13 protein-coding genes are annotated in these 12,570 nt (G+C 69.5%); 8 read left to right on the top strand and 5 right to left on the bottom strand.

Annotated features, from left to right (window positions below; translation table 11 throughout):
* Positions 1-78 precede the first annotated feature (78 nt).
* Positions 79-693: a DUF6319 family protein gene (locus tag ACUZ2Y_RS29090; protein ID WP_476324861.1), complete on the bottom strand. Its 615-nt coding sequence runs from the start codon at positions 691-693 to the stop codon at positions 79-81.
* 128 nt (positions 694-821) lie between these two features.
* Between ACUZ2Y_RS29090 and ACUZ2Y_RS29085 the strand changes: the two genes are divergently transcribed.
* On the top strand, positions 822-1,025 hold the full coding sequence (locus ACUZ2Y_RS29085; protein WP_476324859.1) for a hypothetical protein: 204 nt from the start codon (positions 822-824) through the stop codon (positions 1,023-1,025).
* Between the two features lie 3 nt (positions 1,026-1,028).
* Here the strand turns inward: ACUZ2Y_RS29085 and ACUZ2Y_RS29080 are convergent, their stop codons facing one another.
* Genes ACUZ2Y_RS29080 through ACUZ2Y_RS29065 form a run of 4 tightly spaced genes read right to left on the bottom strand, consistent with a single transcriptional unit; the run spans position 1,029 to position 4,769 of the window.
* A complete protein-coding gene (locus ACUZ2Y_RS29080; RefSeq protein ID WP_187222294.1) occupies positions 1,029-1,223 on the bottom strand; it encodes a hypothetical protein in 195 nt (64 codons plus the stop codon).
* A 56-nt stretch (positions 1,224-1,279) separates the two neighbouring features.
* Complete coding sequence (locus ACUZ2Y_RS29075; protein WP_476324857.1) at positions 1,280-2,557, bottom strand: HEAT repeat domain-containing protein; 1,278 nt, start codon at positions 2,555-2,557, stop codon at positions 1,280-1,282.
* A complete protein-coding gene (locus ACUZ2Y_RS29070; protein WP_476324855.1) occupies positions 2,544-3,593 on the bottom strand; it encodes a DNA polymerase domain-containing protein in 1,050 nt (349 codons plus the stop codon). Before ACUZ2Y_RS29070 ends, ACUZ2Y_RS29075 begins: the two co-directional genes overlap by 14 nt.
* A gap of 39 nt (positions 3,594-3,632) precedes the next feature.
* A complete protein-coding gene (locus tag ACUZ2Y_RS29065; protein ID WP_476332132.1) occupies positions 3,633-4,769 on the bottom strand; it encodes an RNA-guided endonuclease TnpB family protein in 1,137 nt (378 codons plus the stop codon).
* Between the two features lie 131 nt (positions 4,770-4,900).
* Here ACUZ2Y_RS29065 and hisS point away from each other — a divergent pair, with 131 nt between their 5' ends.
* The 7 genes from hisS to ACUZ2Y_RS29030 all read left to right on the top strand — a co-directional run bounded on the left by hisS (position 4,901) and on the right by ACUZ2Y_RS29030 (position 12,568).
* Positions 4,901-6,163 carry a histidine--tRNA ligase gene (hisS, locus tag ACUZ2Y_RS29060; RefSeq protein WP_476332130.1) on the top strand — a complete coding sequence of 421 codons (1,263 nt, stop codon included), beginning with the start codon at positions 4,901-4,903 and terminating at the stop codon, positions 6,161-6,163.
* 24 nt (positions 6,164-6,187) lie between these two features.
* Positions 6,188-6,514: a hypothetical protein gene (locus ACUZ2Y_RS29055; protein WP_476324853.1), complete on the top strand. Its 327-nt coding sequence runs from the start codon at positions 6,188-6,190 to the stop codon at positions 6,512-6,514.
* Positions 6,515-6,542: 28 nt separating this feature from the next.
* Positions 6,543-6,986, top strand: a complete 444-nt coding sequence (gene msrB / locus ACUZ2Y_RS29050; protein WP_476324851.1) for a peptide-methionine (R)-S-oxide reductase MsrB — start codon at positions 6,543-6,545, stop codon at positions 6,984-6,986.
* Positions 6,987-7,094: 108 nt separating this feature from the next.
* A complete protein-coding gene (locus ACUZ2Y_RS29045; protein WP_476324849.1) occupies positions 7,095-8,021 on the top strand; it encodes a TIGR04222 domain-containing membrane protein in 927 nt (308 codons plus the stop codon).
* Between the two features lie 17 nt (positions 8,022-8,038).
* Positions 8,039-8,845 (top strand): MbnB/TglH/ChrH family RiPP precursor modification enzyme, encoded by an 807-nt coding sequence (locus tag ACUZ2Y_RS29040; RefSeq protein WP_476324847.1) that lies wholly within the window; start codon positions 8,039-8,041, stop codon positions 8,843-8,845.
* On the top strand, positions 8,842-9,177 hold the full coding sequence (locus tag ACUZ2Y_RS29035; protein ID WP_476324845.1) for an SCO6045 C-terminal-like domain-containing protein: 336 nt from the start codon (positions 8,842-8,844) through the stop codon (positions 9,175-9,177). The genes ACUZ2Y_RS29040 and ACUZ2Y_RS29035 overlap by 4 nt, the downstream gene beginning before the upstream one ends.
* A gap of 256 nt (positions 9,178-9,433) precedes the next feature.
* Positions 9,434-12,568: a S8 family peptidase gene (locus tag ACUZ2Y_RS29030; protein WP_476324843.1), complete on the top strand. Its 3,135-nt coding sequence runs from the start codon at positions 9,434-9,436 to the stop codon at positions 12,566-12,568.
* Positions 12,569-12,570 lie beyond the last annotated feature (2 nt).

The following is a 12,570-nucleotide window of genomic DNA, read 5'->3' as shown; positions in this document are numbered from 1 at the left end:
TGATTGCCTCTGGACCCACCCAAACAGCACCCGCGCGCCAAGTCGGCAAACCACCAACGGGCACCGTCAGACCCAGCTTTACCCCAAGTCTCGGAGCGCTCGCTGAGCCGCGTCCAACTCCGCCTTCAGCTGCTCCACCCGAGCCAACTGCCTGCGCTTCGCCGCCTCGAGAGCCGTCCCGATCGCCTCCCCCACCCCCGCAGGCAGCGACTTGGCCGCCCGAGCGACATCGCCCGCGGGCACCGGTTCCCACCGGACCACCCGTTTCTTCCCCACCAGCACATCCACGGTCCACTCGCCCTCAAGCGTCGAGTGCAGCGTGACCGTCACCTCCGCGGGCTTGTGCGGCGGCGGCTTCCGCACCACCGGCGCGGGCTCGATGCCGACCACCACCTCCGGCACAGCTGCGACCGGCTCGACCACGACCAGCGCCGGTGCCTGCTTCGGCTTCGGCGGCGGCTTGACCAGCGTCAACTCCGCCGGTGAGAAGGTGAGTTCGTCGCGGGAGCCGGTGGGGCGCACCTGGATGAAATCGCCTTCCGCTGGTTCGGTGAACCCGACGACCTTGCCCGACTGGCCTGCCGTCACCCCCACGGCCGCCGCCGTGAACCACACGCCCGCGGGTTTGCCCGCCGTCACGTCACCCCTGAGTCGCTCGACCTCTTCGGTCGACAGCGACGCCACCCTCGCCATTCGTTTCCTCCCGGTGCACTGATCCGCGCGTAGTGTGCCCGGTGGGTCCGACAGTCCGACAGGCCGACAGCCACCCGTTCGGACGGCACCGGATGCCGTCGGCGGGCGGCGGGCTTACATTGCCAAAGATGACGGTGCGGTATCTCTGGTGGCGCAGCTGCTACGACGGCGAGCTGCACGCGTTCCCCATGGCGCCGGGCACCCGTTTGGGCCACCAGCACTACCGGGCGTCATGCACCCACGCCGCGCCGCCCGACCTGGAGCCGGAGGGCAGTGACGGCCCGCGGTGCGGACTCTGCGTGATGATCCTCGAAACCAATCGGTCCACTTAGGACTCAGTGTTCGCGGAGCCGGTACTCGCAACCGTATTCGACCGCGTAGTGCAGGTCGTAGTGGTGCACGATCTTCGGCCCGCCGTGCAGATGGACATGGGTCACCGTCGAGCGGGGACTCTCCGGCGACGCCGCCAGCGTGTCCACCCGGCCGTCCAATGGACCGCCGACGTAGCGCACAAGGTACGAATCCGTCATGGCGGTCTCCTTCCCTTCCTTGCAGTGTAAAGGAAGGGAACGACAAATTCGCGTCTCTACCGGTGCAGACCCATGTGGAACCGCAGTAGCGACACAGTGTGTTCGCCCAGCGTCGTCGACGCGCGGAGCAGTGCGTCCACCCGGGTGACGCGCTCGGCGGTGGGCGCCAAGTAGGAAGTCACGGCGCTGTTTCTGAGCCAGGCGGCGATATCCGCGTGTGCCCGGCCACCCAGAAAGGCATCGTCGAGGAGTGCCAGATTCGTCTCGATCCGGGTCCACGTGTCGCGTGCCACTGACAATCGGTAGGCGGCGAAACGATTGTGGGGTGGCTGGTCGACACCCAAGTGGCGCAACAGGAACGACATGTCGAGTTCACGCCCGCGCAGTGACAGCACCACCTGCCGCGTCACCGAGGGCGACGGGTCGGCGAGCATGGGCGCGAGCAGGTCGACCGGCATGTCACCCAATCGCCGCAACCCGCGGACGGTCTCGACGCGGACCCGGGCGATGGGATGGCTGAGGTAGGGACGCAACAACTCGGTATCACCGCCGGTCTCACCCATGCCTGCGAGGATGGCCTGCGCTGTCGCGCGAACCATCCCATTGCGGTCGGTGAGCGCGGCTTCAGCCGGGTCGGTATCACCCGCCAGCCCCAGCGCGTGCACGGCTTCCGCGCGAACCCCCGCCGTTCCGCTGGACAACAGCAGGCGGGTGACGTCCGCATCGCCGATACGAATCACAGCCTCCGCGCAGCGCACCCGGATGGCGATGTCACCATCGAAACGCACCGCGTGCAGCAGCCGGTCGAGGGGCAGCCGCGCAAAGGCGATCCGAAACGCGGCACGACGGACCACCCGGTGCCGCGAGTCGAGTGCCGACGCCAGGACCTCAGCAGGCCCGTCCCGCAGGTGCCCGTCCATCACACCGGCCAGCCAACCCCCTTCGACCCGCCTGGCCAGGACGAAAGCCGTCGGCGCGAGCGCCTCGAACGCGGCCCTCGGCGACTCCGCCAGACACCGCAGCGCCACCTCCCGGGCGCGGGAGCGGACCTGCGGCACCCAATCGGCGCAGCGCAGGGCGAGCACGGGCCACACCGCGGGGTCGCCGAGTTCGGCGATCTCTGCGACGGCGGTCTCACGCACCCATCCGGACCGATCACAGGCCGCGATGGCGACGGCGAGCGGGTGCGCGGGTGCGCGATCACGGGGGCGCTGCCAGAAATGCCGGATTTCGGCGTCGAAGGCGATCCACAGCCGAGGGTCTTCACCCCCCAGCGTGCGGCGTGCGGCGGCGGTCGCCCAGCTTTCGGCGGGCCCCAAGTCAGGTGTCGTCACGGGCCTTCGATGGCTGGACCCGCTTGGGCTCCCCCGGCATCTTCGGATAATCCGGCGGATAAGGCAGGTCACCCAGCCCTTGATCGCGCTCGTCACGGTCCGCCAGCTCGATCAGCGGCTCCAGCGAGAACGCCTTCTCCGCCACCGGTGCGTGCAGGTCGCCCACCTGCGCGAACCGGGCGGGCATCGTGAGCACCGAGAAGTCCTCCGGGTGCACGTCCCCCAGTTCGTCCCAGGTGACGGGGGCGGAGACAAGCGCGCGCCGCGTCGGGCGGATCGAGTACGCGGAGGCGATCGTGCGGTCGCGGGCCATCTGGTTGTAGTCGATGAAGATGCGCGAGCCGCGCTCTTCCTTCCACCAGTTGATCGTGACCTCGTCGGGCATCCGCTTCTCCACCGAGCGGCCGAACGCGATCAGCGCCCGGCGGACCTCGACGAAGGTCCAGCGTGGCTCGATCGGGACATAGAGGTGCACGCCCCGGCCGCCGGAGGTCTTGGGGAACGCCTCGATGCCGTGTTCGGCGAGCAGCTCACGCACGGTGAACGCGACCTTGGCCGCGTCGGAGAAGTCGGTGCCCGGCTGCGGGTCGAGGTCGATCCGCATCTGGTCGGGCCGGTCGACGTCGGCCCGGCTGACCGGCCACGGGTGGAACGTCAGGGTGCCCAGGTTCACCGCCCACGCCACCACCGCCAGCTCCGTCGGGCAGACCTCGTCGGCGGAACGGCCACTGGGGAAGGCGATGCGCGCGGTCTCGACGTAATCGGGCGCGCCCTTCGGGATGCGCTTCTGATAGAACGCGTCACCCCGGTTGTCGGCCCTGGTGGACAGCTTCGCGCCCTCGAAGACGCCACCAGGCCAGCGTTCCAGCGTCGTCGGGCGCTCGCGCAGCGCGCCGAGGATGCCGTCGCCCACGGACAGGAAGTACTCGACGATCTGACGTTTGGTCAGGCCCAACTCGGGAAAGTACGGCTTGTCCGGATTGGACACTCGCACCGCCCGGTCGCCGACGGCGATCTCCACAGCCTCTGTTGCCACCGCCCCAGCCTACGGCGACGAGGCAATGCACGCGCGGATCTATCCACAGCCGTTCAAGACGGGCAAAGCCGTGTCGTGAGCCGTCATCCTGCGGCGCGGCGTTGACCTCGTGGGTCTTCCCGTGGCGGTACCAGCCGCCCGCGCAATGCGGGTCTGACATGGGTTTCCATCGGGCTCGTTTCGTGTCGCCCCGCAACTCGAAGAGGACATACCACCCGTCACCTCGTCCACCAGTTGGGCGAGGTTGCGGGCGGCGTTGACACCACGATCCAGAACGAATCCGCACTGGTCGCAGCTGAACGTCCACTCGGACAGGCGTAGTTTGGCTTTCACCACGCCACAAGTCGAACAGGTCTTCGATGACGGGAACCAGCGGTCCGCCAGGTAAACACGGCCACCGGCCCACCCGGATTTGTAGATGATCTGCCGCCGCAATTCGCCCATGCCAACCCCGGCGATGTGCCGGGCCAAGCGGCGGTTGAGCAGCATCCCTGCCACGTGGAGATCTTCGAGCACGATCACACCATGGGTACGGACCAGCCGAGTGGACAGCTTGTGCGACCCGTCACGACGGGCGTTGGCCACCGCGATGTGCAGACGCCTGATCCGGGCCTGGGTCTTGCGCCACCGCGCCGACGGCGCCTGCCGGGTGCGCCGGTCCGGGCCGGTACGGCGGGCCGCTTGCCGCTGCAACCTGCGCGGCTCCCGCAACGCGACGTCGAGATGCCTCGGATTGGGGATGACCTCGCCGGTGGAGAGCACGGCCAACGACTTGATCCCCAGATCCACACCGACGACGGAGGCTGGTCGAACCGGGGCGGGGTCATGACGCTCGATCTCGACGGAGAACGAGCAGAACCAGCGCCCACCTTGATGGGTGATCGTGGCCGAGCGGATGCGGGCGGTACCGCGCTCGACATGCCGAGCCAGTTTCCGGGTCGACTCATGCGTCCGCACAGCGCCAATGCGGGCAGCGTCACATGCGGTCGACAGTCGCGAGATTCCCCAGACCAGAGGAGTACGCCTCTTTCGAGTTCTCGGCCCACCATGGCGCAACAGTCGCCTTAGGCATAGCGCTGCCCACCACAATGCGACCGCAACACGGCCTCCTGGGCCAATGTCGGGTCCAGCGCGAATCTTTACGCCTACAACACCATGGTCATCAAGACGGACCATACCGACCAGCACCGACAAGATCGGTCAACTCCACGCCGGGGATGCCCACAGGAATCTCGAACTGTTCACTGCCCCGGTACCGTACTGCTCGTCAAGCTACCGCGATCTGCGAGGAACCCGTACCGGTGAAGATGGACAACAGCCCCGCCAGGGGCACCCGTGACCTGCTGCCCGCGACCGTCGCCGTGCGCGACCATGTCCTGGCCCAGATCACCGAGGTCTACCACCGGTTCGGCTACCAGCGCATCGAGACGCCCGCCCTGGAGAACATCGAACGCCTCACCGGCGGCCAAGGCGGCGAGAACGAGAAGCTGATCTACCGGGTCCTGCGCCGCGGCCTCGACGAGGCCGTCGCCGCCGACACCACGCTGGGCGAGCTGGTGGACCTCGGCCTGCGCTACGACCTCACGGTCCCGCTGACCCGGTTCTACGGCAACAACCAGGCCACCCTGCCGCAGCCGTTCCGCTCGTTCCAGGTGGGCCCGGTGTGGCGTGCCGAACGGCCGCAGAAGGGCCGCTACCGGCAGTTCCACCAGTGCGACATCGACATGCTGGGCGAGGAGTCGGTGCTGGCCGAGGTCGAGCTGATCGAGGCGACCACCGAGGCGCTGGCCGCGGTCGGCCTCGACGGGACCACGGTTCGCGTGTCCGACCGCCGCTTCCTGTCCGCGCTGGCCGAGGGCATCGGCCTGCCGGAGTCGGAGTGGACCGGCCTGTTCATCACCCTCGACAAGCTCGACAAGGTCGGCTGGGACGGCGTGCGCGCCGAGCTGGCGGGCCGTGGCCTGGAGACCGACCGGATCAACCAGCTGCAGGCGAGCATCACCGGTCTGCAGGGCATCGATCCGGCCAAGCTCGCCGACCAGCTCACCGCGTCGGTCCCCGGCCTGTCCGACGAGGTCGTCGCCGACCTGTCCGCCACCGCCGACGCGCTGCGCTCGCTGGCCGAAACCAGGCCACTGACCTGGGAATTCGACCCGACGCTGGTGCGCGGCATGGGCTACTACACCGGTCAGATCTTCGAGATCGTGCACCCGGGCTCCTCGGGCTCCGTGGCGGGCGGCGGGCGCTACGACAAGCTGATCGGCCGCTCCCTGGGTCGCGACGTGCCCGCCTGCGGGTTCTCCATCGGCTTCGAGCGCATCGTCGACCTGCTCGAAGGCCAGGCGCGCGGTGAGTCCGTCGCCGTGCTCTACGAGGCCGACGTCCCGCTCGCGCGGGTCACCGGCACCGCTCGCGAGCTGCGCGCGGACGGCAGGCCGGTCTCCCCCATCCGCAGGCGCGGGAAGTTCGGCGCGCAGCTGGGCAGGCTCGAGGAGTGGGGCTTCACCTCGTTCGTCCACCTCAAGACCGAGCAGGCGGAGATAGAGGAACGCAAGCTGGGCGACAGGTAACCACGTTCGGGTTACCGTTGAAGCATGGTCGCGACAGGTTCCGCCGGGACAGCCGACGATGAGCCGCGCCCGGGACCGCCGGGCCGCTTCGCCGACGACCTGATCGGCCTGGATCCCGACGACCCCGAGGCCCGGGCGTTCGCCGAGCACCTCGACCGGGTCGAGCGGGTGCGTCCGGGCTACACCGTCGAGGGCTACATCGGCGGCGTCGGCGACTTCGCCGACGCGGCCAACCGCCTGGGTGGCCACTACCGCGTCACCGCGGGCATCGTGGTGACATTGATCCTGCTCGGCGTCATCGTCGCCGCGTGGGACACGCTGGCGTTCATCTTCAGCATGCTGCTGGGCTGAACCCGTGCGCGCTTGGAGGAGAGATCTCGTGAAACCCGTTGTCGGCGCCACCCCCAGGGTCGTCAAGTCCGAGCAGGAATGGCGGGCTCAGCTCAACCCTGAGGAGTTCGTGGTGCTGCGCCAGGCCGGAACGGAGCGCCCGTTCACCGGTGAGTACACCGACAGCAAGACGGTCGGGGTCTACCAGTGCCGCGCGTGCGGCGCGGAACTGTTCCGCAGCGACACCAAGTTCGAGTCGCATTGCGGGTGGCCTTCGTTCTTCTCCCCGCTCGCCGGTGAGAGCGTCGTGCTGCGCGAGGACCGCCAGTTCGGCACCATGCGCACCGAGGTCCTCTGCGCGAGCTGCCACAGCCACCTTGGGCACGTGTTCGAGGGCGAGGGCTACCCGACGCCGACCGACCAGCGCTACTGCATCAATTCGATTTCCCTGCGCCTGGTGCCCGACACCTCAAGTCCGGCTCAAGAAGCCTAAATCCGCCCCACGGCTTCCCTAAATCTAAATCAAGGTCCCTTGTGCTCGCGGTCACACCGCGAACAGCATGTGTGACGTCAGGGCAACTTGGCGTGAGGGGGGACCGAAATGAATGAACCGTGGGGAATCGCGGGACCGGATTTCCTGAGAATCTACGTGGTCGCTTTCGCTTTCGCTTTGCTGTTCGCATTGGCGGTGCGGATCATGGTCCGCGCGGGGTCCGCCGACTCGCGGGCGGCAAGCGGGGCGATCGGACCGGGTCAGCTCACACTCGACGAGCTGGCGTACCTGGCGGGCGGGCCTCGGCGAGTCGTCGAGACCGCCGTCACCAGGTTGATCGACCGGGACAAGGTCCGGCCGAGCCGTAAGGGAACCGTGCGGGTGGTCGAGGGGTCCACCGCGACGGACCCGATCGATCAGGCGGTGCTGGCCGACATCCAGCGGCACCGGGAACGCGGTATCGGTCTGCTCGTCGACAAGGTCGGTCGGGGCGACGTCGTGCACAAGCTCGGTGAAGCCTTGGCCCGCAAGGGGTTGCTCGTCGGCGAAGACGCGGCTCGGGCCCGCTGGGGGATCCTGCCGCTGACCGTGCTGTTCGTGGTGGGGGGCGCGCGGTGGACGAACGGGCTCGCCGAGGGGCGGCCGATCGGCTGGCTCACGCTCGCCTTGGTCGCCACCGCGGTGGTGACGGTCCTGCTGTACCGCAAGTCGGTGCCGGACCGGACATACGCGGCGGAACGGCTGCTCGCCGACGCCCGGGGAACCCGGTCGTCGAAGCAGGCGAACGACGCGGCCGTGCTGTACGGGGGTGCGGCGGGGCTGGTCGGGGTGGTCGGCGTGGTCGCGCTCAGCGGCCTCGCCGCCCACCCGGACACCGAGCTCGCCTCGGCGCTGGAATCGCAGAAGCAGGCGATCGCCGCGAGCAACTCCGGCGCGTCGGGGTGTGGTTCGGGGTCCTCATCCGGGGGAGGATCGTCGTGCGGCAGCGGGGGTGGCTGTGGCGGCGGCGGTTGCGGCGGCGGTTGCGGCGGATGAGATAGAGGGTGATCGGCGTGGGTGAGCTCGGGGTGGGCATCGGCTGGCGGTCGGAGATCGACCTGACCGTGGAGCGGATGCCGGGAATCGACTTCGTGGAGGTCGTGGCGGAGAACATCCACCACGACCACCTCCCGGAGTCGCTGCGGGTCCTGCTGGACCGGGGCATCCCCGTGCTCCCCCACGCCGTCTCACTCTCACTCGGCGGGGCCGATCCGGTCGACGGAGCCCGGATCGACCACCTCGCCGCGGTGACCGACGCGCTCGGCGCGCCGATGGCCAGCGACCACGTCTGTTTCGTCCGGGCGGGCGGGCTCGACTCGGGGCACCTCATGCCGGTGCCGCGCACCCGCGACGCCCTCGATGTGTTGACCGCGAACGTGAAGACCGCACAAGCGGCGCTGGGGGTGCCGCTCGCGCTGGAGAACATCGCGGCCCTGCTGCGGTGGCCCGACGAGGAACTGACCGAGGCGCAGTTCCTCACCGAGCTGGTCGAACGGACCGGGTGTCTGCTGCTGGTCGATGTGGCCAACATGTGGGCCAACGGCCGGAATCTGGGGCAGGACCCAGCCGACCTGCTCGACGGGCTGCCGCTCGACCGGATCGCCTACGTGCACGTGGCGGGCGGGATCGAACGCGACGGCGTCTACCACGACACACACGCCCACCCGGTGCCGTCCGGGGTGCTTGATGTGTTGCGGGAGCTGTGTTCCCGGGTCCGGCCGCCGGGTATCCTGTTGGAACGCGACGACCTGTACCCGACGGATTCCGCGCTGCTGGCCGAACTCGACGCCATCCGCGGCGTTCTCGCGGCCACGGCGTGAGCGGGGCGCGCGAGCGACTCGCCGCGGAGCAGGCCGCGCTGCTGCGGGCGCTGCTGGCCGACGGACCGGCCCCCGCGGGGTTCGACGAGCACGCCCTGCGGGTGGAGGCCGATGCCTTGCTGGCCAAGCGCAGGCGGGTTGTCGCCCAACTCGCGCCCGAGGTCGCGGGCGATCTGGAGGAGCGCTACCGTCCCCTTTTCGACGAGTACGCGCGCGCCCACCCGCGCACCGTGGGGTCCCGTGCCCGGGAGGACGCGGCGGCGTTCACCGCGTGGCTCATCGCCGGTGGCCACGTGAGGGAACCCAAACGCCGGTGGTGGCGTCGCACCTGAGTTCCCGGCCGGGGCAACGGCTCTCGCGGGCCTCTCGCGAGCCGGTGGCCGGGCACACCGGGTGGTGTCGACCCTGTCGGCACCACCCGGGCCACCCAATCGGGCGATGCGCGGGCCGCCGAAACTCATTAACTTGGAATTACTGGGGCTTGATTTCTGGGGGAATTGCACGTCACCTGTCGTCGGCCCTTGTGCGTTGTCATTTCCTGACCGGTGGGGGCTGGTGCGACAGATGAAACGGACAATTTCTCTCGTTATGGCGATCGGATTGGTGGCCGCGGGCTCGACCGCGGCCACGGCGGAGCCATCGAAGCCGCCGTCGAACGACGCTCGGGCGGTCACCTTGATCACCGGCGACCGGGTGCTGCTCTCGGCGGGAAAACCCGCCGTGCTGCCCGGAAAGGGCCGCGAACGGGTCGCGTTCCGCACGTACACCGTGGGCGGGCGGCTCAACGTCATCCCGGCCGACGCGTTGCCGTTGGTCGCCTCGGGCAAGCTCGACCCGCGGCTGTTCGACGTGACCGGCCTGCTCGACGCGGGCTACGGCGACGGCCGGGGCGACCTGCCGCTGATCCTCACCGGCCCCACGCCACGCTCGGCGGGCGTGCGGACCGTGCGTGAGCTGCCCTCAGCGGAAGCACGCGCGGTAGCCGCCGAGAAGTCGTCGCTGGGCGAGTCCTGGCGGGCGCTGGCGGCGGGCCCGGGCAAGGTGTGGCTCGACGCCCGGCACAAGGCCAACCTCGACCGCAGCACGGCGCAGATCGGCACGCCGGCGGCGTGGCAGGCGGGCCTGACCGGAGACGGTGTCACCGTCGCGGTCCTCGACACCGGGGTCGACCAGACCCACCCCGACCTCGCCGGCCGCGAAGTCGGGGAACACAACTTCACCGACTCCGCCGACGCGGTGGACCGGGTCGGCCACGGCACGCACGTCGGATCGACGATCGCGGGCGGCGGTGCGAAGTACAAGGGCGTGGCGCACGGCGCGAAGCTGCTCGACGGCAAGGTGCTCTCCGACCAGGGCTGGGGCCAGGAGTCGTGGATCATCGCGGGCATGGAGTGGGCCGCCGAGCAGGGAGCCGACATCGTCAACCTGAGCCTCGGCGGGGAGGACACGGCCGAGGTGGACCCGCTGGAAGCGGCGGTCAACCGGCTCACGGCCGAACGCGGCACCCTGTTCGTCATCGCGGCGGGCAACTCCGGCCCGTCGACGGGTACGGTGGGCTCGCCGGGCAGCGCGGACGCGGCGCTGACGGTCGGCTCGGTCGAGCGCGACGACACGCTCTCGTTCTTCTCCAGCCGCGGCCCGCGGGTGGGCGACGGGGGCATCAAGCCGGACGTGACCGCGCCCGGCTCGCAGATCGTTGCCGCGCAGGCGAAGGAGGGTTCCAGCGGGACTCCCGTGGAGCCGGGCTACGTGTCGATGTCGGGCACCTCGATGGCCACCCCGCACGTCGCGGGCGCGGCCGCGCTGCTGGCCCAGAAGAATCCACAGTGGACGGGCGGGCAGCTCAAGGCGGCGCTGACCGCGTCGGCCAAGCCGACGCCCGGGGAGGCCGCGTACGCGCAGGGCTCCGGCCGGATCGACGTGCCGAAGTCGTTGGCGCAGAACGTGACCAGCGAGCCGACGTCGGTCAGTTTCGGCGTGCCGCAGTGGCCGCATGACGACGACCAGCCGGTGTCGAAGGAGATCACGTACCGCAATGGGGGCACCGCGGCGGTGACCCTGGACCTGAGCGCAGACGTCGTCGGTCCCGATGGGAAGCCCGCTCCCGCCGGGATGATCACGTTGTCGCGCGACCGGGTCGAGGTACCCGCGGGCGGCACGGCGACGGTCGGCGTCACGTCGGACACGCGCCTCGGCTCGGTCGACGGCGCCTACTCCGGCGCGGTGGTCGCGACGTCCGGCGAAACGGCGGCGCGCACGACGGTCGGGGTGGACCGCGAGGTCGAGAGCTACCAGCTCAAGGCGACCTTCCTCGGTCTCGACGGCAAACCGTCGCCGGACGCGTACACGCTGCTCTTCGGGCTTGACTCGGGTCAGCTGTCCTTTACGCACAGTCCGGACGGTGTGATCACCCGGCGGATGCCGAAGGGCCGGTACCTGGTCGACACGTTGTTCAGCTACAAGCAGGCTTCGCACGTGCTCACCGATCCGGGATTCACGCTGACCAAGGACACGGAAATCGTGGTCGACGCCCGGATCACCAAGCAGCTCAAGGTCGTCGCGCCGGACCCGGCGGCGGTCTCGGTCCTCGCCTCCGCGGGTTACGAGCTCACCACGGCGAACGGGTGGATCAGCATGTCCACGCTCGCGGACTCGGCGGAGCAGATCTACACCGCCCATGTCGGGGCGGAACTGCCCGCGGACCAGTTCCTCTGGACGCTGAGCACGTCGTGGCTGGCGGGCAAGGACTTCTACGGCCTGGCCCATTTCCAGCCGAAGTCGGTTCCGACCGGGCTGGAGAAGATATACCGGCCCGCCGACGTGGCGACCGTGCGCACCACGCTCGGTCAGCCGACCGCCAAGGCCGCGAACGGTATTCGGGTGACGTTCCCCCGCAGTTCGGACGGGCGGGGAGGCGGCTGGGCGATCGGGCGCGAGATCACGCTGCCGGGCGGTCTCACCGAGCACTTCTCCACCGAGAACACGGAGTGGGAATCCGAGGTGATGATCGGCGAGCCGCCTGCGATCCAGGGCGCGTTCCGTTCGCCGCCAAAGCAACTGCGCGCTGGTCGGACCTACCAGGAGCGGATGGCCGGGGCGATCTTCGGCCCAGCGCTGCCGCGGTCGACGTACCCCTGGGCGGAGCGGTTCGGCGACGAGATCGGGTTCAACATCGGGCTGTTCGGCGACGGCGCGGGCAACGCCGGATTCACCACCGTGACCTCCGGCAACACGACCCTCTACCGCGACGGCGTCAAGATCGGGGAGAGTCCGGACGCAGGCTACGGACTGTTCCCGGTGCCCGCCGCGGCGGGGGCGTACCGACTCACCACGGAAGGGGTGCGGGGCGAACTGTTCGACGTGAGCACCAAGGTGTCCGCGGCATGGACGTTCACCTCCGCGTCCGGGGACAAGTCCATCCCGCTGTCGGTGCTGCGGTTCCACGGCACGTTGGATGAGAGCAACAGCGCCCGCGCGGGCGGGCCGTTCCTGCTGCCGGTGAGCATGCAGCTCGAAGACGGATCGACTGTCACACCACGCAAACTCGGCGTCGAAGTGTCCTACGACGAGGGGAAGACGTGGCGGCGGGCGACTGTCGCCAACAACGCCGCGCTGCTCTTTCACCCGGCTGAGGCGAAGTCCGTGTCTCTGCGCGCCAAGGCGGAGGACGGGCGGGGCGGGACGGTCGAGCAGACGATCATCCGGGCGTACAAGGTGAAATAGAT

It is taken from the genome of Actinokineospora sp. UV203, assembly GCF_056323665.1.
This window is presented reverse-complemented; position numbering and strand designations above follow the sequence as displayed.